General features: G+C 31.4%; 25 protein-coding genes. 7 read left to right on the top strand and 18 right to left on the bottom strand.

The window, feature by feature from the left end; all coding sequences use genetic code 11:
* Positions 1-419: 419 nt before the first annotated feature.
* From AC28QF_RS12990 to AC28QF_RS12940, 11 genes are all read right to left on the bottom strand, one after another.
* Entirely contained in the window at positions 420-1,157 is a 738-nt protein-coding gene (locus AC28QF_RS12990) for a DUF4294 domain-containing protein (protein WP_488202234.1), read from the bottom strand.
* A 103-nt stretch (positions 1,158-1,260) separates the two neighbouring features.
* The gene (capB, locus tag AC28QF_RS12985) at positions 1,261-2,511 is read right to left on the bottom strand and encodes a cysteate-C-fatty acyltransferase (RefSeq protein WP_488202237.1); all 1,251 of its coding nucleotides are present in this window, start codon (positions 2,509-2,511) and stop codon (positions 1,261-1,263) included.
* 146 nt (positions 2,512-2,657) lie between these two features.
* Positions 2,658-4,865, bottom strand: a complete 2,208-nt coding sequence (locus AC28QF_RS12980; RefSeq protein ID WP_488202233.1) for a xanthine dehydrogenase family protein molybdopterin-binding subunit — start codon at positions 4,863-4,865, stop codon at positions 2,658-2,660.
* 10 nt (positions 4,866-4,875) lie between these two features.
* Positions 4,876-5,337, bottom strand: coding sequence for a (2Fe-2S)-binding protein (locus AC28QF_RS12975; RefSeq protein ID WP_488202232.1), 462 nt, complete (start codon positions 5,335-5,337; stop codon positions 4,876-4,878).
* A gap of 67 nt (positions 5,338-5,404) precedes the next feature.
* Positions 5,405-7,354: an acetate--CoA ligase gene (gene acs, locus AC28QF_RS12970; protein ID WP_488202236.1), complete on the bottom strand. Its 1,950-nt coding sequence runs from the start codon at positions 7,352-7,354 to the stop codon at positions 5,405-5,407.
* A gap of 90 nt (positions 7,355-7,444) precedes the next feature.
* Positions 7,445-7,915, bottom strand: coding sequence for a hypothetical protein (locus tag AC28QF_RS12965; RefSeq protein ID WP_488202231.1), 471 nt, complete (start codon positions 7,913-7,915; stop codon positions 7,445-7,447).
* A gap of 82 nt (positions 7,916-7,997) precedes the next feature.
* Complete coding sequence (gene fabV, locus AC28QF_RS12960) at positions 7,998-9,185, bottom strand: enoyl-ACP reductase FabV (RefSeq protein ID WP_488202230.1); 1,188 nt, start codon at positions 9,183-9,185, stop codon at positions 7,998-8,000.
* Positions 9,163-9,573, bottom strand: a complete 411-nt coding sequence (locus AC28QF_RS12955; RefSeq protein ID WP_275316407.1) for a glyoxalase — start codon at positions 9,571-9,573, stop codon at positions 9,163-9,165. Before AC28QF_RS12955 ends, fabV begins: the two co-directional genes overlap by 23 nt.
* Positions 9,566-10,513 carry a phosphoribosylaminoimidazolesuccinocarboxamide synthase gene (locus tag AC28QF_RS12950; protein ID WP_488202229.1) on the bottom strand — a complete coding sequence of 316 codons (948 nt, stop codon included), beginning with the start codon at positions 10,511-10,513 and terminating at the stop codon, positions 9,566-9,568. The genes AC28QF_RS12955 and AC28QF_RS12950 overlap by 8 nt, the downstream gene beginning before the upstream one ends.
* Positions 10,514-10,613: 100 nt before the next feature.
* The gene (locus AC28QF_RS12945) at positions 10,614-12,065 is read right to left on the bottom strand and encodes a bifunctional metallophosphatase/5'-nucleotidase (RefSeq protein WP_488202228.1); all 1,452 of its coding nucleotides are present in this window, start codon (positions 12,063-12,065) and stop codon (positions 10,614-10,616) included.
* Between the two features lie 67 nt (positions 12,066-12,132).
* Positions 12,133-13,086, bottom strand: coding sequence for a PhoH family protein (locus tag AC28QF_RS12940; protein WP_488202227.1), 954 nt, complete (start codon positions 13,084-13,086; stop codon positions 12,133-12,135).
* A 119-nt stretch (positions 13,087-13,205) separates the two neighbouring features.
* Here AC28QF_RS12940 and AC28QF_RS12935 point away from each other — a divergent pair, with 119 nt between their 5' ends.
* From AC28QF_RS12935 to gldG, 5 genes are read left to right on the top strand one after another with little or no spacing between them, the layout of a single operon-like run.
* Positions 13,206-14,069 (top strand): SAM hydrolase/SAM-dependent halogenase family protein, encoded by an 864-nt coding sequence (locus AC28QF_RS12935; RefSeq protein WP_488202226.1) that lies wholly within the window; start codon positions 13,206-13,208, stop codon positions 14,067-14,069.
* Positions 14,070-14,073: 4 nt separating this feature from the next.
* The gene (locus AC28QF_RS12930) at positions 14,074-14,370 is read left to right on the top strand and encodes a putative quinol monooxygenase (protein ID WP_218773261.1); all 297 of its coding nucleotides are present in this window, start codon (positions 14,074-14,076) and stop codon (positions 14,368-14,370) included.
* Entirely contained in the window at positions 14,370-14,894 is a 525-nt protein-coding gene (locus AC28QF_RS12925) for a GNAT family N-acetyltransferase (RefSeq protein ID WP_488202225.1), read from the top strand. Before AC28QF_RS12930 ends, AC28QF_RS12925 begins: the two co-directional genes overlap by 1 nt.
* Positions 14,894-15,604, top strand: a complete 711-nt coding sequence (gene gldF, locus AC28QF_RS12920) for a gliding motility-associated ABC transporter permease subunit GldF (RefSeq protein ID WP_488202224.1) — start codon at positions 14,894-14,896, stop codon at positions 15,602-15,604. Before AC28QF_RS12925 ends, gldF begins: the two co-directional genes overlap by 1 nt.
* Entirely contained in the window at positions 15,597-17,237 is a 1,641-nt protein-coding gene (gene gldG, locus AC28QF_RS12915) for a gliding motility-associated ABC transporter substrate-binding protein GldG (RefSeq protein WP_488202223.1), read from the top strand. The genes gldF and gldG overlap by 8 nt, the downstream gene beginning before the upstream one ends.
* A gap of 306 nt (positions 17,238-17,543) precedes the next feature.
* Here the strand turns inward: gldG and AC28QF_RS12910 are convergent, their stop codons facing one another.
* From AC28QF_RS12910 to AC28QF_RS12900, 3 genes are all read right to left on the bottom strand, one after another.
* Positions 17,544-18,260, bottom strand: a complete 717-nt coding sequence (locus AC28QF_RS12910) for a hypothetical protein (RefSeq protein WP_488202222.1) — start codon at positions 18,258-18,260, stop codon at positions 17,544-17,546.
* Positions 18,261-18,417: 157 nt separating this feature from the next.
* Positions 18,418-19,179 (bottom strand): Rossmann-fold NAD(P)-binding domain-containing protein, encoded by a 762-nt coding sequence (locus AC28QF_RS12905; protein WP_488202221.1) that lies wholly within the window; start codon positions 19,177-19,179, stop codon positions 18,418-18,420.
* Complete coding sequence (locus tag AC28QF_RS12900) at positions 19,166-19,831, bottom strand: MIP/aquaporin family protein (RefSeq protein WP_488202220.1); 666 nt, start codon at positions 19,829-19,831, stop codon at positions 19,166-19,168. The genes AC28QF_RS12905 and AC28QF_RS12900 overlap by 14 nt, the downstream gene beginning before the upstream one ends.
* 107 nt (positions 19,832-19,938) lie before the next feature.
* On the opposite strand from AC28QF_RS12900, the gene AC28QF_RS12895 reads away from it, so the two are divergent.
* On the top strand, positions 19,939-20,778 hold the full coding sequence (locus tag AC28QF_RS12895; protein ID WP_488202219.1) for a DUF2911 domain-containing protein: 840 nt from the start codon (positions 19,939-19,941) through the stop codon (positions 20,776-20,778).
* Positions 20,779-20,892: 114 nt separating this feature from the next.
* Positions 20,893-22,095 carry a BaiN/RdsA family NAD(P)/FAD-dependent oxidoreductase gene (locus AC28QF_RS12890; RefSeq protein WP_488202218.1) on the top strand — a complete coding sequence of 401 codons (1,203 nt, stop codon included), beginning with the start codon at positions 20,893-20,895 and terminating at the stop codon, positions 22,093-22,095.
* On the opposite strand, the gene AC28QF_RS12885 is transcribed toward AC28QF_RS12890, so the two are convergent.
* From AC28QF_RS12885 to AC28QF_RS12870, 4 genes are all read right to left on the bottom strand, one after another.
* Positions 22,087-22,545 carry a GNAT family N-acetyltransferase gene (locus AC28QF_RS12885; RefSeq protein WP_488202217.1) on the bottom strand — a complete coding sequence of 153 codons (459 nt, stop codon included), beginning with the start codon at positions 22,543-22,545 and terminating at the stop codon, positions 22,087-22,089. The two genes, AC28QF_RS12890 and AC28QF_RS12885, sit on opposite strands and share 9 nt — an antisense overlap.
* Positions 22,546-22,547: 2 nt before the next feature.
* Entirely contained in the window at positions 22,548-24,203 is a 1,656-nt protein-coding gene (locus AC28QF_RS12880; RefSeq protein WP_488202216.1) for a sodium:solute symporter family protein, read from the bottom strand.
* Between the two features lie 111 nt (positions 24,204-24,314).
* Positions 24,315-25,067, bottom strand: coding sequence for a DUF6503 family protein (locus AC28QF_RS12875; RefSeq protein ID WP_488202215.1), 753 nt, complete (start codon positions 25,065-25,067; stop codon positions 24,315-24,317).
* A 135-nt stretch (positions 25,068-25,202) separates the two neighbouring features.
* The gene (locus AC28QF_RS12870) at positions 25,203-26,972 is read right to left on the bottom strand and encodes an ABC transporter ATP-binding protein (RefSeq protein ID WP_488202214.1); all 1,770 of its coding nucleotides are present in this window, start codon (positions 26,970-26,972) and stop codon (positions 25,203-25,205) included.
* Positions 26,973-26,999: the final 27 nt, after the last annotated feature.

Below are 26,999 nucleotides of genomic sequence, written 5' to 3'. Positions count from 1 at the left end.
TCTCTTTAATTAGTAGCAAACAAGAAAAAATTAACTTATTTTTTACATTTTATTAAAACTATCTTAACCAGTATTTTTAGGAACTTTTAGAGTATATCACTAATGCCCTAAAGCATTCGTTTTTCCCTTAGCGGGTGCAAATTATAGATTGCTTTTATTACATAACAACTACCTTTGTGTACCTTTTTTAAAGTATTGTTTTTAGTACTGTTACACAACTACTTAACATCTGTTTTAATCGTGTAGATTATTGTTTTGTTCTTATATTATTAATGAATTGCTCTTCGCGTGAGGGATTGAACGACTTGTTTGAGCTCTTTTTACCTTTTTTAGTAAAAAAGCGAGTAGTGAAAGCCCGACAATTTTAAAAAAATTGACACGCCATAAAACTTTTTAAACTTCATAACAAACCTCTTTAATTATTTTTTATTGCTTTTATTTTTTCTAGCGCGCTTTTTCTGCTGTTTTGCAAACATTATTTTATAGAATTCTACATTTACAGCTCCTCTGCCCTTTGACACTATCGACGAATACTCTTTTTTTAATTTTGGCTCTTGATATTCTAACTTTTCTTCTATAAAAGCACGCTGCAAGACATCTTCTATTAAAAAATCTTCATTCTCTTTTTCTGGAAGGTATTCTGATTTTAATGACAACTTAAACATATTGGCTGTTGCATTATACCAAAAAGCTTTCCAACCGCTCCGTAATTCTTTTACATTATTAAATGCTGTCTTGCCGGATTGACGGTGTATTAATTTCAATAATATCCTCCCTTCTGTTCTTGTTAATTTTTTTAGCGGCTTTGTTAATTCTTCTTCTAAATATTTTTGAGTCTTTTTTACAAATCTTCTTTTTTTTCTGTTTGATTTTATTTTAGCTAATTGAGCATCAACACTGTCTATTTTTTTCACCGCTAATACAGCGTAGGGATACGCTTTAAAAACTTTACGTCGAAACCAATAATAATAACGTGCATCTGACTTTTCGTTATATTTATGCTTTGGTAGAATAGCTATTTCGTTTAATGTAATCATTAAACTATCACCTTCTTTTAATAAAAAATATTCGTTATTAAAATTTGGTAACGTATCTTTTATTTGCCCTATCGCAACAGTAACAAATAGCATTATATATATGTATAAAAACTTTTTCATCATTTATGATTATCAAAAAGGATTCCAAATGTATTCCTTTCTTTTTTAAAACAAAAAAACTCATGAAATTTTCATGAGTTTTTTTGTTTTAATCTTTAATTTATTACCCAGCCATTATAGCCTCTGCAACTTTTTTATAAGTTCCGTTTTCTAATTTCTCTCTTATTCCTGTAAACGCAACAATTGTTTCATCTACATCTTCTTGTGTATGCCTTGCTGTTGGTATTAATCTTAAAATAATTAATCCTTTAGGAATTACAGGATATACTACAATTGAACAAAATACGCCGTGATTTTCACGTAAATCTTGTACCATTGCCATTGCCTCAGGAATCTCTCCTTTTAAAAACACAGGTGTAATACACGTTTGCGTTGTACCTAAATCGAAACCAGCAGTACGTAAACCAGATTGTAAAGAGTTTGTTATTTTCCATAAATTCTCTTTTAATTCAGGCATTGTACGAATCATATCTAAACGCTTCAGTGCTCCTTTTACCATTGGCATTGGTAATGACTTTGCAAACATTTGAGATCTCATGTTGTACTGTAAATACTGAACTACATCTTTATCACCTGCAAAAAAGGCTCCAATACCAGCCATAGATTTTGCAAACGTTGCGAAATATACATCGATACCATCCTGAACACCTTGCTCAAAACCAGTACCTCTACCTCCTTCACCTAGCGTTCCGAAACCATGAGCATCGTCGACTAAAATTCTGAAATTATATTTTTCTTTTAAAGCAATTATCTCTTTTAAACGACCTTGCTCACCTCGCATACCAAAAACACCTTCAGAAACTAATAAAATTCCTCCACCAGTTTTTTCAGCCATTCTAGTTGCTCTTTTTAAGTTTTTCTCACAACTTTCGATATCATTATGACGGTAAACAAAACGCTTACCAGAGTGTAAACGAACTCCGTCAATAATACAGGCATGTGTATCCATGTCATATACAATAATATCATCTTTATTTACCAAAGCATCAATAGCCGAAACCATTCCTTGATATCCAAAATTCACCAAATATGCCGCTTCTTTATCAACAAACTCAGCACATTCTTGCTCTAATTGTTCGTGATATTTTGTGTGACCAGACATCATACGGGCACCCATTGGGTATGCTAACCCATCAGTTGAAGCTGATTCTCCATCTACTTTTAAAACTTCCGGGTGGTTTGCTAATCCTAAATAATCATTGATACTCCAAGTAATTACTTTCTTACCATTAAAAGACATTCTGTTTGAAATTGGTCCTTCTAATTTAGGAAAAACAAAATATCCTTCTGCTTTATCTGCCCATTTTCCTAAAGGCCCTTTATCTTCTTTAATTCTTTCAAATAAATCTTTTATCATTATTACTTTTGTAATTTTATATGTAGCAAAATTAATGCTTTTTAACAGATTTTCAAAATTGATATTTTCTTTATTAATAATCAATAAAAAAGACGCTTTAATACGACATCTTTTTAAATGAAACTATGAGCTTATCCTTTTACCTATTGATTTAATTCCTTAATAAAGGGTTGTTTATATAACCTTTGACCTAGTGCTTTATAAATTGCATTTGCAACAGCACCACCAGCAGGTGGTAAACCTGGCTCTCCTAAGCCTGTTGGCGACAATTGGTTTTCTACAAAATGTACTTCAACTTTTGGAGTTTCATTCATTCTGATTAATCGATAGGTGTCAAAATTTTTGTTGGAAGGTTTTCCTTTATCAAAAGTTAAATCACCATACATTGCGTGTCCTATTCCGTCGATTACACCACCTTGCACTTGATTTATTGCTCCTGTAGGGTTTACTACAATTCCGCAATCTACCGCTGCAACTACTTTTGTAACTACAGGCAACCCGTCTTTTAAGATAACCTCTGCAACTTCAGCAACATGAGTATTATGACAATAATATGCCGAAAAACCTTGAAAAACTCCTTCTTTCGCTTTTCCCCAACCTCCTTTTTCTGCAGCTAGCTTGATGGTCTCTTCCATTCGTTTACCTGAATATTCTATTTTTTTATCTTGAGTATTTTTAACATTCTGTAATAAATCGATTCGTAATTGCACAGCATCGATGTTTAACTCCGTTGCTAATTCATCAAAAAATGATTGCTCGGCAAAAGCTAAAAAATTAGTGTACGGTGCCCTCCAAGCTCCTGTAGTAATATCACTTTGATAATTCTTCGTAGAAACTTTATAGTTTGGAATACATCCGGCAGGGAAAAAATGTGGAATTAATCCGTACATATTACTATTTACTCCCGCTTCTTTTAAATGATATCCTGTAATTTTATTATCTTTTATTGATGCTGCAATTCTATATTTTATTGCTGGACGATAAACACCTGTTGTCATATCATCTTCTCTGGTAGATATAACTTTTACTGGTTTTTTAATTGTATTAGAAATCTCTGCTGCTTCGTACACAAAATCACCATATAAACGACGACCAAATCCACCACCCATTCTTGTCATATGCACTTGAACTTCGGCTAAATCTCTACCCAACATTTCTGCAACCACCATCGCAGCAAACTCTGGAGTTTGTACTGGACCAATTAAATCAATTTTTTCTGAAGTAACATTGGCGAAAAAATTCATTGGTTCTAAACAATTATGAGGTAAAAAAGGTGAATGATACGTTCTTTCCACTATTTTATCTGCTGCTGCAAATGCTTTTTTAACATCTCCGTCTTCTCGACGTACATCAAAATCTTTAGCATCTAAAATATCATTTAGAATTTTATCATGAGCTTCTGTATTTTCTAATTCTTTATTATTCGTTTTCCAAACAGCTTTTAGGGCATTTTTTCCTTTAATAGCTGCCCAAGTATTTTCGGCAACCACAACCACTTTATCTGTTTCAGACATTTTAAAAGTCCAATTAGATTTACCTGAATCTAAAAAACTTCTAACTTTATCTCCAATAGTTATAACATCTATTACTCCTTTTACTTTTTTTGCTTCGGATGCATCAAAAGAAGCTAATAATTGGCCAAATGCCGGCGGTCTTAATACTGCTGCGTATACCATTCCGGGAGCTTTATAATCTATGCCGAATAAAGGTTTACCTGTTACTATTTTTTCTAAATCTACATTGGTTGCACTCTTTCCTATAATGGTAAATTCAGAAGTTTTTTTTAAAGTTACATTTTCAGGTACTTCTAAAAAAGCGGCTTCTTTTACAACATCTCCGTATCCTAAAGTTTCTCCTTTTGCATTTGTAATAACCCCTTTTGATGCTTTACATGTTGTTGCATCCACGCCCCATTTTACGGCAGCTGCATTTACTAACATTTGTTTTGTAGTAGCTCCTGTTTGTCTTAAAGCATCCCATCCAAAACGTATTGACTGACTTCCTCCTGCTAATTGGCGATTATAATTTTTGGTATCTAAAGGAGCTTGTGCTACGTGTACTTTATCCCAATCGATATCTAACTCTTCTGCGATAATCATTGGCATTGATGTTTTTACTCCCTGCCCTATTTCTGGATTTGGAGAATAAATAGTTACATAACCCTCTTCAGAAATTTTAATAAACGCGTTAAAATCGTTATAGTTTAAATTTTCTATATCTATTGATGGAGCTACATTTGGTTTACATGCCGTAAAAAGATTAAAACCAATTATAATTCCGCCACTTGCTAATGCTGATGTTCTTAAAAAATTTCTTCTACTAAACGTAAATTTATTTTCTTGTGTGCTCATAGTTTAATTTTTAAGACATTTTTTTAGCTGCAATTGCTACTGCTTTTTCAATTCTATTATAGGATGCACATCTACATAAATTACCATGCATTGCTTCGCGAATTTCTTCTGTTGATGGCGTTGGATTGTCCTTTAAAAATGAAGCTGCTGTCATTATTTGACCTGCCTGGCAATATCCGCATTGCGGAACATCAACTTCTTTCCAAGCTTTTTGTAATGGGTGATCTGCATTTTCTGATAAACCTTCAATTGTTGTAATTTCTTCTTTATCTAACATCGACATTTTTAACTGGCAACTTCTCATTGCTGTTCCGTCTACATGTACAGTACAAGCACCGCATTGTGCAATTCCACAACCAAATTTAGTACCAACCATATCTAATTCATCTCGTAAAACCCATAATAAAGGCGTATCATCATCCGCAGAAAAAGAGCGTGATTTTCCGTTAATTTTTAAAGTATAATTTGGCATATTGATTGTTTTTTTTATTATCTGTAAGGTACAATAATTTACTTATTTTCATAAAAAAAGCTTTCTTTTAAGATTGCTTAATAATATCTGCTACAACTTCTGGATTTAACAATGTGCTTATATCTCCTAAATTGTCAATGTCGTTATTTGCTATTTTTCGCAAAATACGTCTCATTATTTTCCCTGATCTTGTTTTTGGTAATCCTTTGGTAAATTGTATTTTATCTAATTTAGCAATCGCTCCGACTTGTTCTGCTATAATTTGATTTATTTCTTTCCTTAAATTATCTTGATTTCTAGACTCGCCTGTTTCTTTTAAAATTACGTAACCGCACAATGCGTTTCCTTTAATATCATGAGGAAATCCTACGATCGCTGATTCTGCCACAGCAGGATGTTCATTAATCGCATCTTCAATCGGTGCAGTTCCTAGATTATGTCCTGAAACAATAATTACATCATCTACTCTTCCCGTAATTCTGTAATAACCTACTTCATCTCTTAAAGCTCCGTCTCCTGTAAAATATTTATTTTCATATGCAGAAAAATAAGTTTCTTTATATCTTTTATGATTTCCCCAGATAGTTCTGGCAATCGAAGGCCAAGGAAATTTAATACACAAACGTCCGCTTACTTGATTTCCTTCTATTTCTTTTCCTTCTTCATCCATTAAAGCAGGCTGAATGCCTATAAATGGCAATGTTGCATATGTTGGTTTTGTAGGTGTTACGTAAGGAATTGGTGTTAACATAATTCCGCCATTTTCTGTTTGAAAGTAAGTATCTACTATCGGTGCTTGATTTTTACCGATATTATCATCATACCAATGCCAAGCTTCTTCATTTATTGGTTCTCCTACCGTTCCTAGAACTTTTAGTGATGATAAATCATAATTTTCTACATGACCAATACCTTCTTTAGCTAATGCTCTTATGGCTGTTGGCGCTGTATAAAACTGAGTAATCTTATGCTTCTCTATTGTTTGCCAAAAACGACTATAATTTGGATAGCTAGGAACTCCTTCAAACAAAACAGACGTTGCTCCGTTTGCCAATGGTCCGTATATTATATAACTATGCCCTGTAATCCAACCAACATCTGCACTACACCAATACACATCATTTTCTGTATAATTAAATACATTTTTAAAAGTATATGCCGAATACACCATATAGCCTGCCGTAGTATGTAGCATTCCTTTTGGTGTTCCTGTTGAGCCTGATGTATACAATATAAATAACGGATCTTCAGCATCCATAATTTCAGGTTCACATACTGCTGATGCTACTTCTAAAAGAGGAGCTAACCAAAAATCTCTATTCTTTTTCATTGCAATAAAAGACTGGATTCTTTTAACCACTAAAACAGCTTCAACACCTAAACAACTCTCTAATGCTTCATCTACTATTCCTTTTAAATCTATTGTTTTACTTCCTCTAAAAGAACCATCACTTGTTATTACAATTTTACAATCACAATCATTTATTCTTGTAGACAAAGCTGTTGATGAAAAACCTGCAAAAACTACTGAATGTATTGCTCCTATTCGTGCACATGCTAAAACAGCGTAAACTAATTCTGGAATCATAGGCAGATAAATACAAACTCTATCTCCTTTTTTAACTCCTCTATCTTTTAACACATTTGCCATTTTACATACTTTTTGATGTAAATCTTTGTATGTTATATGCTGTGCTTCTTCATTTATATCATTTGGCTCAAATAGAATCGCTGTTTTATCGCCTCTTGTTAACAAATGACGATCTAAACAGTTTTCAGTAATATTTAATTTAGCTCCTTCAAACCATTTTACTTCTGGTTTCTTAAAATCCCAGCTTAGTACATTATCCCATTTTTTTCTCCAAAGAAAATGTTCTTCTGCAATTTCTTCCCAAAATTTCTCTGGAGAAGCGACTGATTTTTTATATACTTGAAAGTACTCTTCTAAATGTTTTATATGATAGTTACTCATGTGATTTAGTTCATTGTAATTTGTTTTAAATTTAACTTTTTTTATACAAATAAAAAAACATTTTACTTCTGTACATTTTCAAACAACAATTACCCTATTTAAACATCTACCGTAGTTTTAATATTTTTCACAACGCTATAATTTATCCAACTCTAAACGAAAATCATATTGTAAATCTTCGTGTAGTGTTATTATTAATTCTTCTATCAACTTTATTTGCGTCGTTAATATATTTTGTAAACGCGGACTACTCTTTATAGAAGGCTTAAAGTTTTTAAGTTTTACACAGAAATATAGGAGTAATTCGACTTCTGTTTCTTTTTTCTTTGAAAAACGAATGTATTTTTTAGTGCTTGTTAATATTTTACGCGCACTTTTTCTGATAAAAAAATAACTTTTAGTATTAATACCTTCAAATAATACATCTATTTCATTTTTTACACCTAAAATATATCTTTCTTCATCATGAGACTCAAATAACAGGTAAGTAAGTAATTCTTTATTTTCTTTTTTGAATCGAGCTAATTTTAAACACAGCTCTAACAATTCGTTAGAATTTTTATGTTTTAATTCATCTTTTAATGCTTTTACTGTAGCTGTTTCCATAATATAATTTAAAAATTAAATATAACTAAAAAACCTCATAGACTTAATATCTATGAGGTTTTCAATTTATTTTTTTATCGACTTATTGGATACTCGGAATGTTAACTAATTCATTTACATCAACATCATAATCTACTCCGTCAACTTTAAATCCGAATAACTTAAAAAATTCTTTACTATATCCTTCTAAATCTCCTATTTCGGCTAAATTTTCGGTAGTTGCTTTTTCCCATAATTCTGCAATTTCTGCTTGTACATCTTCACGCATTTCCCAGTCATCAACTCTTATTCTTCCTTTAGCATCTAAATTTAAATCACCACCAAATAAACGTTCGCTATACAAACGTTGAATTTGCTCGATACATCCTTCATGAATTCCTTTTGCCTTCATCACTTTAAATAATAAAGAAATATATAACGGAATTACCGGAATTGCAGAACTAGCTTGCGTTACCAATGCTTTATTTACAGAAACGTATGCTTTTCCGTTTAATGATTTTAAATCATCTGTAATTTTAAAAGCTGTTGCTTCTAAATCGTCTTTTGCGGCACCAATTGTTCCGTTTCTGTATACTGGTTTTGTTACTTCTGGGCCAATGTAAGAATAAGCAACTGTTGTAGCACCTTCTGATAATAAGTTCTCAGATTGTAATGCGTCCATCCACATTTTCCAATCTTCACCTCCCATTACCGTTACTGTATTTTCTACATCTTCACCTTCGGCAGGGTTTATAGATATTTCTGATACTTTTCCTGTATGAAAATCAACTGTTTTGTTCGTAAAAACTTCTCCGATTGGTTTCAAAACCGACTTAAAGCGTTTTCCTGATGTTGGATGCGTTCTTACCGGTGATGCTAAACTATAAATAACTAAATCAATTTGACCTAAATCCTTTTTGATTAAGTTTACAACTTGCTCTTTTATTTCGTTAGAAAATGCATCTCCATTGATACTTTTTGCATACAAACCTGCTTTTGTTGCTTCTTTTTCGAAAGCTGCAGTATTGTAAAAACCTGGTGATCCTGGTCTTCCTTCCGTCGCTGGCTTATCAAAGAAAACTCCGATTGTTGCCGCGTCAGAACCAAAGGCGCTTGAAATTCTTGATGCCAATCCGAAACCTGTTGATGCACCTATTACTAATACTTTTTTAGCGCCTTCTATTTTACCTTTCGATTGTACGTATGCTATTTGATCTTTTATGTTTTGCTCGCATCCTATTGGGTGAGATGTTAAACAAATAAACCCTCTAGTTCTTGGTTCTATTATCATTGTTGTTTGTTTTAAAATCTTTAATTTCTAATTGGCTATCTTTAATTCGTTGCCCAATCATCGTTAAAATTCTTTTATTAATATCAGTATTGTTTTCTTTATAAAATGCAAATTCACCAACGGTAAACTGACCTATAATTAAACCTAAAAACTGATTTTTTAAATTTATATTTTTTTTGGTGATATTGTTCACCGCTTTATTAAACTTCTCTTTTTCGACATTTAAAATATCTACTTTTTGATTCTTACAAAAGAAAACAAAAAATTGTAAAAGCAGCTCGTGTTGTAACTTTAAAATTGGCCGTATTGTTTTATTCTGAAAATCTTCTACGGGAATTTCAGAAGATAAATTTAAAACCGGACGAATACTTATTTTGTTACTATCCATTTAAAAAATTAACTACATTTTTTTCTATACGATCTAATACGTTTGTTGTATTTGCTTTTACAAATTTCTCTCCTGTAATTTGTTCGTATAATTCGATATATCTATTTGAAATCTCGATAACCTTTTCGTCAGACATCTCAGGAATTTGTTGTCCGTCTTTTCCTTGAAAATCATTTTCAATTAACCACTGACGCACAAACTCTTTTGATAATTGCTTTTGAGCTTCTCCCTTATTTTGCCTTTTCTGATATCCTTCAGCATAAAAATAACGAGAAGAATCTGGCGTATGAATTTCATCAATCAAGACAATTTTACCATCTTTTGTTTTTCCGAACTCATATTTAGTATCTACTAAAATCAATCCGCGAGAAGCTGCAATTTCAGTTCCTTTTTGAAACAATGCTCTGGTGTATTTTTCTAAAACGATGTAATCCTCTTCTGAAACTACATTTTTCGATAAAATTTCTTCACGTGTAATATCTTCATCATGATCACCATTATCAGCCTTGGTAGATGGTGTAATTATAGGAATAGGAAACTTGTCGTTTTCTTTCATTCCTTCTGCCATTGCTACGCCACATAAAACTCTTTTACCAGCTTTATATTCGCGTGCTGCATGACCAGACATATAACCACGAATTACCATTTCCACTTTAAAAGGTTCGCATAAATGACCAATTGCTACGTTTTCATCAGGGTTTGCATGTAACCAATTCGGAACAACAGCTGCTGTATCATTCATCATTTTAGTGGCAATCTGATTTAAAATCTGACCTTTAAAAGGAATTTGACGTGGTAAAACTACATCAAAAGCAGATAATCTATCTGAAGCTATCATCACTAATAACTCATCATTTATATTATAAACTTCTCGTACTTTACCTTTATAAACCGACTTTTGTTTTGGAAACTGAAAATTGGTTTCGTTAATTGTATTCATTTTTTGTTTGTTGTGTTGTTGACTACAAAAATATGTTATTTATTCTTCTTTTTTATTTAACAACTCTTTTTAATTACCTAAATCCGCTTTTGTAAAAAAACTAAATAGTGTATTTAAAGTAATTAGCACAACTAGGGTAATTAACCTCTGAATTGGTATTTTGCAAATAAGACATTATTGATTCTGCTGCCGAAAGATCTTGTACTTTATTTTCTTCAGGAAAATATTCATCGTGAACAGCAGGAATGTAATCGTTTAAACCTACCGAAAGTATCGTATTATCGTTCATTAAATTACCGGTTGCATCTTTAATTTCAACTTTATTATCTACTTGTTCAATAGTAATTCCTGAATAATAAAAACCAGACGCTGAACCTATTAGAAAGTCTTTTATTTGCTGAACACTCATATCGTATTTTACGGTTCCGTTATTAAAAGGCTCTATTGTATATATTTCTTCCTTCGTTATATTGCCCTTATCTAAAGAACTTCTAACTCCGCCTGAGTTTTGAAAAGAAACATCTACATTCATGGCACTTTTAAGCGCATCAGCATAAAAACAACCTACTTTATGTTTTTCGTGATATATTAATGACTCACCAACTACTTCTTTTAACTCTGGTAAATCGTTATAACCGTCAATAATATCTTTTAAATTCTGATCATATTCTGTTACTTCATCAAGATTGATAAGTGTATATTTAATATTTGTAATTGCTTTATTTTTTACTGATATTTCAATTTTTCCTAAATTCTTTAAATAAGATCCTGATTGAAAAATTGGGATTCCGTTTTCAACAGTATTAATTTCTTGATGAGTATGCCCCCCTACAATTAAATCGAAATACGGATATTGTTCTGCTAATTGTACATCTCCTAACCCTTTATCTGTAGAATGTCCTAAATGAGTTAATGCGATAAAAAGATCTGAACCTTCAGACTTTTTAACATCTTTATATTTGCTTACAACAGCTTCTGGTCTTTGAAAAGCAAAGTTTTTAACTTTCCATGGATGTGTGGACGGAATTGTACCGTTGTCTTTTCCGTTTGTTTCTACCAAGCCTAAAAACGTAATTTTTAAACCATCTTTTAAAACCGTATAATATTCGTTTGGTTGCGGCACATTGGTTTTTAACATATCAACATTTGCGCAAACCCACTTAAAATTAGATTGATCTATTCTATCTTTTAACGTTTCTTCACCGTAGTCGAATTCGTGATTTCCTAAAACTGAAATATCAAATCCTACTCGATTCATAACATCAATCATCGGGTATCCTTGATTGTCTGTATAATTATCAACCACTGGGCTTCCAGAAAACATATCACCACTACACGCAACAACGACACTATTATTTTCTTTTTCCTTATCAATTATATATTTAATTTTAGCAAAATTGTCTAACCGTGCATGCTGGTCATTTACAAAGAAAAGTGTTATATTTTTTTCTGTATTTTCATTTACATTGTCATTATCTGTCTTTGGTGAACACGAAAAAAGTATTAAAAGAGAGATTATATTTAGAAAATACAAAGGCAATTTATTTTTCATTTTATTGATGATTTTAATCGTTTTATTAATTTGATCTAGCTTTATTATATTTAAAATCTAGTCTGTATTATTCAGTTTCTATACTTTTATACGCTTTAATAATGCTTTTAATTAATCGGTGACGCACTACATCTTTATCATCTAAATACACCATCGCAATTCCTTTAATATCTTTTAAAGCCAATAACGATTCTTTTAATCCAGAAATTTGTTTACGAGGTAAATCTATTTGCCCAGGATCTCCGGTTATAATAAATTTTGCATGCATTCCCATTCGTGTTAAAAACATTTTCATTTGATTATGCGTTGTATTTTGCGCTTCATCTAAAATAACAAAAGCATTGTCTAACGTACGACCACGCATAAATGCCAAGGGCGCAATTTGTATAATCCCTTTTTCTAAATGTGATTCTAGTTTTTCATGCGGAATCATATCACGCAATGCATCGTATAAAGGTTGCATATACGGATCTAGCTTATCTTTTAAATCACCAGGAAGAAACCCTAAATTTTCACCAGATTCTACCGCTGGCCTTGTTAAAATTATTCGACGAACTTCTTTTTCTTTTAATGCTTTCACTGCCAAGGCAACAGCTGTATATGTTTTTCCTGTACCAGCTGGTCCAACAGCAAATAGCATATCATTTTTACCCATTAAATCAACCATTTTACGCTGATTTGTTGTTTGTGCTTTTATCAATTTACCATTAACACCATGCACTAAAACTCCTTCAATTTTTCCTGCTTTTCGAATTTCCTCTTCTTTTCCGGTTGATGTTAAAACACGCTCGATACTGTTTTCATCTAACTTATTATACTTATTAAAGTATTTCATTAACATATCAACCCGTTTTTCGAGTTCATCTAAAATCTCGGGCTCACCATAAACTTTAAGCTTATTTCCTCTGGCTACAATTTTCACTTTCGGAAAATACTTTTTCAACTCAGTTATCGTACTATTTTGAGCTCCAAAAAATTCATTTGGGTCGATTTCTGTTATTTCAATGATACGTTCGTTCAAATGATAAAAGTTTTAATTTATTCACATTAAAAATAATGATTATTTTTATTGATTTATGTAGTTTTGCGATAAAATTTAGCCTATTTTTTCAACCCACTAATTAACAAGTACTTATATTAATGTCTCTAATTACATTGACCACCGATTTCGGAATAAAAGATCACTTTGTTGGTGCTGTAAAAGGAGCAATTTATAGTGAATTACCTGAGGCTAAAATTGTTGACATCACACATCATATTACACCGTTTAACATTACCGAAACTGCTTATATTTTAAAAAATACTTACAAGAGTTTTCCTGACAAAACAATACATATTGTTGGTGTAGATTCTGAATTAAGTGTAGATAACAAACACATTGCTATAGAATTAGATAATCATTATTTTATTTGTCCCGATAACGGTTTAATATCAATGATTACATCAGAAATTAATCCTACCAAGATTGTAGAAATTAATATTCATAATCATATAGAAACTAGTTTTCCTGTTTTAGATGTTTTTGTGCAAGTAGCTTCACATATTGCTCGTGGCGGTAGTTTAAATGTTATTGGTAAAGAAATAACTTCTTATAAGAAAATTATTGAGATACAGCCAAAAGTAAATCAAGCGCAAACTGTTATTATTGGTGGTGTTATTTATATAGATAACTACGGAAATGTAATTACAAACATCCACAAAAAATTATTTAATACTATAGGGAAAGGCCGAGAGTTTAAAATATCAGCAAAACGATCTTTTTTTAATAAAATTTACAATCGATATAATGAAATTGTAGACTATACTGTTCCTGAGGATAAAAGACGTTATGACGGAGAAAAGCTTGCTATTTTTAATTCGGCAGGTTTTTTAGAAATTGCAATTTACAGAAGCAATCTAAACACCGTTGGTGGTGCATCGTCTTTATTAGGTCTAGGATATAGAGATACTATTACTATTGAATTTGAAACAATTGAAACACCCGATTTTACCACAATAAATTAAAAATATGTTTGTACGAATTGTAAAGATGAGTTTTCATTCAGAGAAAATTGAAGAATTCTTAGCTAATTTTAACACCAAAAAAGAGTTTATTAGAAACTCACCAGGTTGCCGTTTATTAGAATTGTATAGAGACAAAACAAATTCTGATATCTTTTTTACTTACAGCTATTGGGAAACCGAACAAGATTTAGAAAACTACCGAAACTCTGATTTATTTAAAGGAGTTTGGGCACAAACAAAAGTATTATTTAACGACAAACCATTAGCGTGGAGTGTTGACAAAACCGTAAGCCTACCATAATGAACTACCCTACTATTTTCCCTGAATTATCTACTGAAAGATTAACATTACGTCAATTATCTTTTAACGATAAACGAACTATTTTTAAACTGCGTTCTAACAAAGAAATCAATAAATTAATTATTAGAGATACGCCTAAAAACTTAAATGATGCTGATTCTTTTATTCAAACTTGTTTGGATGAATTTGAAAAAGGAAATCGAATTTTTTGGGCAATTCAGCATCAAGAAAGCAACCAAATAATTGGTACCATTGTTTATCATAATATCAATGCCGAAAATAATTATGCAGAAATTGGTTATGAATTAAATCCCGATTTTCAAAATGAAGGTTTTATGAGTGAAGCTATGGCTACTGTTTTAGAGTATGGTAAATCGGTTTTAGAACTAAACACCATTGAAGCTTTTACACATCAAAATAATACTGCATCAACAACGTTATTAGAAAAACATCAGTTTATTTTAGATGATGAGGATTTATTTGACGACAATACTATTTTCCGCCTCGATATAAACCCAGCATAATGTACGCCATACTAAAAAAAGAATTTAACTCATTTTTTGCATCACCAATAGCTTATTTAGTTATCGGTGTTTTTTTACTCGTAAACGGATTATTTTTATGGGTTTTTAAAGACAATTTCAATATTTTAAATGCTGGTTTTGCCGATTTAAGTTCTTTCTTTTATTTAGCGCCGTGGTTGTTTTTATTTCTGATTCCGGCAATTACCATGAAAAGTTTTGCTGATGAGTTAAATAGCGGAACCATCGAAATTTTAAAAACCAAACCTGTAACCGATTGGCAAATTGTACTTGGTAAATTCACCGCTTCTTTACTTTTAGTATGCATTGCATTGCTACCTACTTTAACGTATGTATATACCGTTTGTTTGCTAGGAAACCCTATTGGTAATTTAGATATTGGTAGTACAATTGGTTCGTATTTAGGATTACTTTTTTTAGCTGCCACTTATACCGCGGTTGGTTTATTTACGTCTACACTCTCTAAAAATCAGATTGTCGCTTTTATCTTAAGTATATTTATCACTTTTATTTTATTCTACGGATTTGATGCTGTAAGCGATACTTTAGGGAATTCGATACAACAATTCGGAATTAACGAACACTTTAAAAGTATTAGTCGCGGTGTGGTTGATACGCGCGATGTTGTTTACTTTTTAAGCGTTACTATTTTCTTTTTATTCATCACCAAACAACAATTAAAAAATGAATAAGAAGCTACAACATATTGTTTTTGCATTTATCGGATTAATCTTGATAAACTATCTTTCTAATGCTGTTTATAAACGATTCGATTTAACACAAGATAAACGATACACAATTTCTGAAGTTACTTATAAGTTGCTCGACAAACTAGACGATATTATTTTGATAAACGTGTATTTAGAAGGCGATTTTCCTGCAGAATTTAAGCGTTTACAAACAGAAACACGTCAGTTTTTAGAAGAGTTAAAAGCAACCAATTCTAATGTTCGCTTTCGATTTATCAATCCGAAAACAATTCGTGAACGTTTGATAAAAAGAGGAATGATGCCAAGTCAATTAACTGTTGAAGAAGATGGTGATTTATCTGAAGCTATTATTTTTCCTTGGGCAGAAATTAGTGTTGGTAAAAAAACGGAGTTGGTTTCTTTATTACCAAACTCGCTAGCCAAAACACAAGAAAATCAATTGCAAAACGCTATTGAAAAATTAGAATATTCTTTTGCTAACGCGATTCATAACATCACCAAAACAACAAAACCAAAAATAGCTGTAATTGCTGGTAATGGTCAATTAGAAGATATTCAATTATACAGTTTGTTAACCGAACTCGGTAAGAAATACCGTTTAGCGAAGTTTACTTTAAATAACGTAGCAACTAATCCGCAGAAAACACTAACCGACTTAGCAAAATACGATTTGGCAATTATAGCCAAACCTACGGAGCGTTTTACAGAAGAAGAAAAATTTACACTCGATCAATTTATTACAAACGGAGGGAAATCTCTTTGGATGATTGATCAAAATTACGCAGATACTGATAGTTTATATAACAACGGAAAAATGTTAGCTTTTCCTCGTGATTTAAACTTAACCGATTTACTGTTTAGCTACCAAGTTCGTGTAAACAACAAGTTAGTTCAAGATTTGTATTCCGCTAAAATTCCTTTAGCTACCGGAAATGTAGGAAACCAAGCACAATTTCAGCATTTAAATTGGTTTTATCATCCGTTGGTAAACGGAAATCCTAATCATCCGATTACTAAAAATCTTGCTCCTATTCGTTTTCGTTTTACCACACAAATAGATACTTTAAAAGGAAACTTAAAAAAAACACCTTTATTAGTAACTTCTGTACTTACAAAAAAAATAGGAACGCCAAATTTTATTGAGTTACAAAGTATTGCAAAGCAACCTGTAGAAAACGAATTTAATAGTGGCCCGCAACTATTAGGAGTATTATTAGAAGGTACTTTTAATTCAGCTTATAAAAACAGAACGAAACCTTTTAAAACACCGCTTTTTAAAGCAGAAAGTAAGGCAAATAAAATGGTGGTTATTGCTGATGGAGATATTGCCAAAAATCAGATTTTAAAAGGGAAACCACACGATTTAGCTTTAGATAAATGGACAGGGGAGCAATTCGGAAATAAAGATTTCTTAATCAATACAATCGATTATTTATTGGATGATTCAGGTTTAATAAATCTTCGTAATAAAACAGTAACCATTAATTTATTAGATAAACAGAAAGCGTTTACCGAAAAACGTTTTTGGCAATTTATAAACATTGGTGTTCCGTTAATTTTACTTGCCTTGTTTGGGTTTGGTTTCAATTATTTAAGGAAGCGGAAGTATTCTTAATCAGCTAACAAATTATTATGAAAAAAGTGTATTTCAGTTTTTTGCCAATACAAGAACTTTTATTGTATTTTCTATAAATTTTATTCTATTACGATATACATAAATATGCTACTCATACTGCCACTAGCAAGATACTCACGCTAGCTAGCGGATATCTGTTGCTTTATATTTTGTTGACATTTATTATTATAATAACTTTACTGTTCTAAATTACCTGTTGTTTTTATTATAAATTAATACATATTACTTACTCATTATCGGCAAGGATTGCAAAGCCGCGCTATCGGGTGCTCGTGACAGCGGAAGTTAGTTTTTAACAGGATATATAACTTTTCCTCCTTTATAATATTTAATTTCTTCTTGAGTAGGTGAGAAATTATAATCTGTAGCAATATTAGGGCATTCTAATACATATTTTATTAAAATTGTATCTCCTATTTTCTTTTTCTTTAATAAACTTCCATTTATTTTAAAGTACTTACTTATACTATCCTTACTTTTATTTATCTTAAATCTAGAGATTGCATGCCAAGAAAATTTTGAATTACTTTTTTCTACTATAATAGCTCTATCTATAATAACCTTACTATTCAATAATAATTTATCTCTTTTTAAATAGTAAACTCTAGAAGAAACTAAAAGTAACACCACAGGTAAAGTATAAATTAACGTTAACCCGTTATATCCTTTCTTTTCAAAAAAATTCCCCATTTGAAAACATAAACCAAATAAAACTATTAATAAAATATACATTGATGATAAATTACTTTCCCGAAATACACAATAATCTTTTAAATCCAGAAAATAACCGCTATTAAAAACTGTAGTAGTTATTAAAATAATAGTATATATAATTAATAAACTGTTCTTCATGTTATTTTTTTCTTTGAAAATATCACTTCTATCATCCTTTATAATATTAGTAATAGCACCTATTGTTATATCTACTCCTTTATCTACAATAACAAGTACCCCTTCCTTGTCTTTTAGTTTAACAAAATATTCTTTGCTTCCTTCTACCATTCTGTAATATTCAAAACGCCCGCTGGCGCAAGCGTCACGCTTGTGCTATCTACAACTCTACAAATCAAATTATTTTACATATCTCTTTTTTCTACACACTCTTATACTGACTCATACTATCAAGAGCAGGTTATTCGCGCTTGCAGAGGTTTAGATTTTAAGCTAACAAATTATCATAAACAAAAGTGTAATTCAATTGCTTTTGTACTTTATCAGCATTTATAATTTTATATTCTAAAGGAGAAGAATCATCAAAAACAGGTGGTGCTGTTCCCAATACTTTCTTCGCGTTTATATAATATTCTTTTCGAGATGGATGATGATTAGAACATGCATTAAAAACTTCACCAAAAACATTTTGTTTTATTATCTGATAAATAATTCCGATACAATCTTGTTGATGTATCATATTTACAAAACCATTTGGTTGTGGTATCTTTTTGTTTTTAAACCAATTCCCTGGGTTTCGGTTTTCTCCAAACAATCCAGCGAATCGAATAATCGTTGTATCGAAGTTACTATTCGTTCTAAAAGCATTTTCTATTTCAACTAAAGGAGAGTCTACAGTTGTATCATTCTCATTCATTTCTTTATTTAAACTCGGATACACAGAAGTTGAACTTATAAAAATCACTTTTTTTATAACCGATTTCTCAATCTCTTTTATCAACTTTTTAAAACCTAAAACATTCTTAGAAGGAATGGCAACGATTAAAACATTCGCAGTTAAAAACTCTTGAACATCCTTATTATCATCTTTAGTTATATCAACTATAAAAGGTTCGATTCCTACTTCTTTAAAAATAGTTAATTTCTCTATAGAAGTCGTTGATCCTTTTATCAAATACTCTTTTTCTATTAAGTATAAAGCCAAAGGCTTTCCTAACCAACCGCAACCTAAAACACTAACATTCATCATCACAACAATTATCGTCTTTAACTAATTTACAAGAAACTACTGCTAACAAAGCCCCTAAAATTGGCGCTAATATATATAACCACAAATGCTCTAAATGACCAGATACTAAAGCTGGTGCAATAGAACGTGCCGGGTTCATAGATGCTTTTGTCATTGGCCCAGCAAACATTGCTTCTAACAAAACCACACCTCCAATTGCAATTCCTGCCATTACACCAACTTCTTTACTTCCCGATGAAACATTGATAATCGTTAACATTAAAAAGAAAGTGAGCAACAACTCCAAAATAAAAGCACGCCATGGTTCGAAAGACGGAATCGTAGCTCCGTAATATTCGCTTGCAGGAAACAAAATCCACAAAATACAACTTGCCAATATTGCACCTAATAATTGGGCAATAATATATTTCGGAACTTCTTTCCATGAAAACTTTTTTGCAAAGGCAAAAGCAATTGTTACAGCAGGGTTAAAATGTGCTCCAGATATTTCTCCGAAAGCATAAATCATGGCCATTACAATTAAACCCCAAGTTATAGCAACACCTGTATGCGTTAAATCGGTTCCGCCAGTAATTTCACTTACTGTCATGGCACCTGTACCACAAAAAACTAAGGCAAAAGTTCCTATTACTTCTGAAATATATTTTTTCATATTGCAAATATCAACTAAAAAAATGATGTTTATTTTAAGTTTTCATTAACATTTAACTGAATTATTCCTTGTAATTTTAACATCTAAATTTAAAACAATCAATTATCATGAAAAAAATAGTTTTAAGCCTATTTGTAGCTGCACTAACATTAACTACAAACGCACAAATAAAAACACCTGCTCCTAGTCCTATTTCTAAATTAGAACAAGCAGTTGGGTTATCTGATGTAACAATTGAATATTCTAGACCAGGAATGAGAGATAGAGTAATTTTCGGAAACTTAGTTCCTTTTGGTAAAGTATGGAGAACTGGAGCTAACGAAAACACGAAAGTTACTTTTAGTACTGACGTTACTATCGACGGAAAAGAATTAAAGAAAGGAACATACGCTTTATATACAAAACCAGGAAAAGATGCTTGGGAAGTAATTTTTTATACGGATGCAACAAACTGGGGAACTCCACAGAAATGGGATGCTAGTAAGGTAGCTTTATCTACAACTGCTAAAGTTGAAATGATGCCTATGAAAATAGAAACTTTTACAATTACCATTGATGATCTTAAAAACGATTCTGCTGTTTTAGGAATGTTATGGGAAGACGTTTATGTTGGTGTAAAATTTAATACGCCTACTGATAAAGCTGTTGAAGCTAGTATTGCAGCAACTATGCAAGGGCCAAAAGCTGGAGATTTTTACTCTGCTGCTGTATATTATTTACAGAGTGGTAAAGACATTACAAAAGCGGCAACTTGGATTAACAAAGCGGTAGATATGACTAAAGATAAGCCTCGTTTTTGGTATTTACGTCAGCAATCTTTAATCTTAGCGAAAGCAGGAGATAAAAAAGGAGCTGTTAAAGCTGCAAAAGCATCTTTAGCTGGTGCTGAAAAAGCAGGTAATGCTGATTATATTAAAATGAACAAAGAGTTTTTAGCTAAAATGTAATCCATTTAAAGTAAAAACGTTTATATAAAATAATGTCTGCAACTTCGGTTGCAGACATTATTTGTTTTGTACCTTTTTTTTATTATCCTAAAAAACAAATACTAACTTTGTGCTATGAAAAAATCAATAGCCATTATTGGCGGAGGTCCTTCTGCATTATTTGCTGCAGCTTTTTTAGATACTAACAAATTTGATGTTACCATTTACGAAAAAAAGAAATCGTTAGGACGAAAATTCTTAGTTGCTGGTGATGGCGGATTTAACCTTAGCCACGGAGAATTTATTGATAAAATGATTGCACGCTACACACCTAGTTCATTTCTTAAAAATGCTTTATTAAACTTTACGAATGAAGATTTACGTAACTGGTTATTATCTATTGCTATTCCAACTTTTGTAGGAAGTAGTAATCGGATATACCCTGAAAAAGGAATTAAACCTATTACAGTTCTTACCAACATCAAACAATTTTTAAGTGATAAAAATATACAATTTGTATACAATTATGAATGGAAAGGTTGGAATGATGAAAGTGAATTGATCTTTAATGAAAATAAAATTATCACCCCTGATTATACTATTTTTTCATTAGGTGGCGCTAGTTGGAAAATTACTGGATCAGAAGGTAATTGGACAAATAATTTTAAGGAAAAAGATATAAATACACTTCCTTTTTTACCTGCTAATTGTGCTTATAATATTAATTGGAAAAGTGATTTTATATCTAAAAATAAAGGACAGCCTTTAAAAAATATTGCACTTTCTTGTTTGGATAAAAAACAAAAAGGTGAATTGGTTATTACTAAATTCGGACTAGAAGGAAACGCTATTTATGCATTGAGTCCGCAAATACAATCGCAACTATCTGCTAATATAAAACCTGTTATTTATTTAGATTTAAAACCGATGTTTACTTTTAACGAGGTTGTTAAAAAAATAAAGGACTCTCATTTAAGAACAACCGATATTCTTAAAAAAATATTAAAGTTAAGTGCACCTCAAATTGCTCTTTTAAAAACTGTTTTAACAAAAGAAGAATACATCAACAAAAATAGTATTGCAGAAAAAATAAAAGCACTACCTCTTGTTATAGAAAATGCTGCTCCTTTAAACGAAGCTATTTCAACTACTGGCGGAATTCCTTTAAGCGAAGTTACCGAAAATTTCGAGCTCAAGAAACTCAAAAATAGTTACTGCATCGGTGAAATGTTAGATTGGAACGCGCCTACCGGAGGTTATTTATTACAAGCCTGTTTTAGTATGGGAACATCTATTGCGAAACATTTAAATGGAAAAAGAATAAGCCAATTACTTTAAACTTCTTCTCATATTAATTAAATGTTTGCTAAAGCCTGCTTTCTCATACGCTTTAATAGCTCCAGGATTATCAGCATATACATCCAATCGAACTTCAAATGTGTTTTTAGATATTACCCAAGTATGCAAAGCATCAATAACTAGTTTATTAATCCCTTTACCTCTATGGGAGTTTTTAACATACATAAAACCTAAATACCCCAAGTTTTGATGTTTTAAATATGGTTTTGCCAATTGTATTCTGGCATAACCAGAACCTACAATATTTTCTTCCTCTATAGCTACAATAACTTCTACTTCATCAGACAAAATCATTGCTTTAATATCGTAATATGATATTTTTTCGTCTTTTAAAGTAATGTCAAAAGGTCTTTCGAAATTAATAAGCGCTTGCTCAAACTCTAAAAGAATAGGTAAATCTTTTAAAGTCGCTGTTCTAATTGAAATCATTCTTATTTCTTATTTAAAAATGGTTGTAATAAAGAAGCTATTAAAATTACCAATCCGCAACCCAAAGCATTCAACCACAAGTAAGGTAAAACGTCCATTTTAAAAACAACAATAATTAGTATTTGTGTTATAATCGCCGCAATAAAAACTGCATTCGATTTTACAAATTTAAAGAAGAATGCTAATAAGAATATTCCTAATACATTTCCATAAAAAATAGAACCTATAATATTAACTAACTCTATTAAACTTTCAAATAAATTACCAACACAAGCAACGGAAATTGCTAAAAGTCCCCATCCTAAAGTAAACCATTTGGTCATTTTAACATAATGTTCTTCACTCCTGTCCTTCTTTTGATTTCTTTTATATAAATCGATAACAGTGGTTGATGCCAACGCGTTTAACTCGGATGCTGTAGACGACATTGCTGCCGATAAAATTACCGCTAACAATAAGCCGATTAAACCTTTTGGTAAATTGTGTAAAATAAAATGAATAAAAACATAATCTTTATCATTCGTTTCTACTAAAGCATCTGCTTTTGTAATTATTGCTTTAGCTTGCTTTTTTATTAATTTATCTTGCTCGTTTAACGCTTGTAATTGTTTTTTATTCGCTGCTGTTAAACCTTCAAAAATTAAAGCTTTCTTTTGATTTTCTATATTGATGTGTTTGTCTCCTAAAATCTTGTATTCTGAAGCGTATTGTGAATTTACAACAGCTTCACTAGCCTTAGGATTAAAGTTTAAAGGCGAAGTATTAAACTGATAAAATACAAAAACCATTACCCCAACTAATAAGATAAAAAACTGCATTGGCACTTTTAACAATCCGTTAAAAATTAAGCCTAACTGACTTTCTCTTACCGATTTCCCTGATAAGTAACGTTGTACTTGACTCTGGTCGGTTCCGAAATAAGAAAGCATCAAAAATGTTCCTCCCAAAATACCTGTCCAAACAGTATATCTATTGCTTAAATCCCAAGAAAAATCTAACACTTGCATTTTATCTGAAGCTCCGGCAATTTCTAATGCTTTTGTAAAGGTTATTCCGTCAGGTAAATATTGTAAAATTAGGTAAAAAGCAATAAACATTCCTGCAAAAATTACCGCCATTTGTTGTTTTTGAGTAACACTTACTGCTTTTGTTCCGCCAGAAACTGTGTAAATAATTACTAAAAATCCGATGATTATATTTAGTGTAATTAAATCCCATCCTAATACGGCTGACAAAATAATAGCAGGCGCAAAAATGGTAATTCCTGCTGCTAATCCTCTTTGTATTAAAAATAGAATAGCGGTTAAAGTTCTTGTTTTTTTATCAAAACGACCTTCTAAATACTCGTAGGCTGTATATACTTTTAATCGGTGATAAATGGGAATAAATACCAAGCAGATGATTACCATAGCAATTGGCAATCCGAAGTAAAACTGTACAAAACCCATTCCGCTATGAAATGCTTGCCCTGGTGTAGATAAAAACGTGATGGCACTTGCTTGTGTTGCCATTACCGACAAACCGATTGTCCACCATTTACTATCATTTCCTCCTTTAATATAATCTTCAGCGTTTTTCCTTCCTCTAGTTTTCCAAACTCCGTAAAAAACAATAAACGATAATGTTAACGAAAGTACTACCCAGTCTATAATTTGCATATTCTATTTAGTATATAAGTTTGTAATAATATAAAATAATGCGATGTAAACTATATTTGCTATCAACACTAAAGTGTATTCTTTTTTCCAAGTATATTTTTGTGAATCCATTTATTTTGTTGGTTTTGCATAAAAGTCACCATCAAATGATGCTTCACTTAATAAAGGTAATACAAATTTGGTAGGTTCGCCTGCTGGTTCTGTAGGGTTACCGTTTTCGTGTTTTTTATACCAAGTTAAAGATTTAGGTAATAAAAACCCATTAACGTTTTGCCAATCGTTATATCTAATAATGCTCTTTTTGTTTGATACTTTTTTACTATGATAGGTAACTGTATAAGCCAACCAACTCATTTCGTTGGTAGTTTCATCATAATAAATAAAATAATTATCATCTGGTGATGAACCTACATTTTCATTGTATGAAATTTTAAAACCTGGATATTTTTTTCCTTCAAACTCTAATGGTTTTGTTTCTGAATAAACGATTCCGTCATCTGCCAAAACAAAAGGCATCGCATAAAAATAAAAATATAAGTTATAGTAAAATTTAGCATCTTTCTTATAAACTGCAGTATCTGAAACCCAAACATCTTTACCATCAAAACCTAATGAATACTCTTTAGCGTTTATAATTGTTTTTCGTGAATGTAAATCTGTTGTATGCTCTTCATTTTTTAAAGTATAAGACAACGTATTCATTTTTTGCCAATTATCAATACCACCATGTTTATCAAAAACAGCAGCCAAAGCTTTTGGATATTTTTCTGAAGTTATTTCTTCCTGTACAACTTCTTTTTTTGCTTCATTTTTACAAGCAATAGAAATTACTGCAATGACAATTAATAAGACTACTTTTCTCATTTTTTTATAGATGTTTTATTACTGAATTTACAGTCGAGTTAGAACAGTAAACTTACACAACTTCTATGAATTTATAAAATAAAAAAGCATCCGAATTCGGATGCTTTTATTTTATAAATTTATTATTACTAATTTTTAAATTTTTGATTGATAGGTATACAACTCAAAATATCTACCTTGTTTAGTAATCAATTCATCATGTGTACCTCTTTCTACTATCGAACCGGCTTCAATCACCAATATTTGATCTGCTTGTTTAATCGTACTTAATCTGTGTGCAATTACAATCGTTGTTCTGTCTTTTATCAATTCTGATAAACTTTTCTGAATCAATGCTTCACTTTCGGTATCTAAGCTAGAAGTAGCTTCATCTAAAATAATAATTTTAGGATTTGCTAAAATAGCTCTTGCAATTGCCAAACGCTGACGTTGTCCGCCAGAAAGCTTTACACCTCTTTCACCTATTAATGTATTTAATCCGTCATCAAAACGATCGGTGAATTCATTTACATATGCTGCTTTTACTGCATTTTGTAATTCTTGTTCCGTTGCATCAGGTCTTGGAAATAAAATATTTTCTCTAATAGTTCCTTCAAATAAAAACTCGTCTTGTAAAACAACTCCCAAATGTTTTCGGTAAGAATTTAATTGCACTTTAGACATGTCATGATTATCAATCGTTACTTTTCCTGATTTTGGATTCAAAAAAGTCGCCGACAAACCTGCAATGGTAGATTTACCAGATCCAGAACTTCCTACCAACGCTGTTACGGTTCCTTTAGGCACCTGAAAACTTATATTATTCAACACTTGCTTTCCTTCTTCATAAGCAAAAGAAACATCGTTAAAAACTAATGTTCCTTCAACATTATCTAACTCAATAACTCTTTCTTCATTATCTTCTTCAGCTTCCATGTTCATCAATTCTTCGGTTCTATCTAAACCAGCTAAAGCTTCTGTTAATTGACTTCCGATATTACTCATTTGCACAATGGGTGCAATCATTAAACCTAATAAAAAGGTAAACGATAAGAAATCACCCACGGTTAATTCTCCAACCATAATTTTATAACCACCAATTCCCATTATTCCGGTAGACGCAATTCCTAATAAGAATGTTGCCGAACTTGTCATGATTGCCGTTGCGGTTAAACTCTTTTTTACGTTTTGAAACAAAAGATCAACTCCTTTTTCAAAAGATTCATTTTCTTGTTGCTCTGCGTTAAATGCTTTTATCACCCTTACCCCTGCCAATGTTTCTGTTAAACGCCCTTTTACCTCAGCATTAATTACGCCTCTATTTCTAAATATAGGCCTGATATACTTAAAAGCTTTTAAGGCAACTAGCCCGAACACAACTACAGGAATCAACACAAAAAGCGTCATTGACCAACTGATGTTTATCAATAAGATTAAAGAAATTACTGCTGTTATTGTTCCTCCTACTAATTGCACTAATCCTGTTCCTATTAAATTACGCACACCTTCAACATCACTCATAATTCGTGAAACCAAAGCGCCCGATTTTGTGTTATCAAAAAAACTAATTGGCAAAGACAATACTTTCTTTTGCACTTTTGCGCGCAATTCTGAAATTAAATATTGTGCTTGTACACTTAAAATACGTGTTAATAAAAATGAAGTTACCGCTTGTATTAAAATCGCTGTTCCAACAACAAATAATAAGCTATAAAGTGCATTGTAATTTTTATTAGGGATTACATCATCTAACAATGATTTAATTTTTAATGGAGCCACCAAACTTGCCAACCTGCTTACCACAATTAATAGTAAACCGATAAAAACTAAATTCCGTTTTGGCCAAATAATCGTTTTAAAAGCAGTAACAATGGTTACTTTGGACTTTTTACTATTTTTATTAGTTGTTGTATGTAGATGTTGCATGGTATATTTTTTAATAACTATCTTATA

This window comes from Tenacibaculum sp. M1.3A (assembly GCF_057732375.1).
This window is presented reverse-complemented; position numbering and strand designations above follow the sequence as displayed.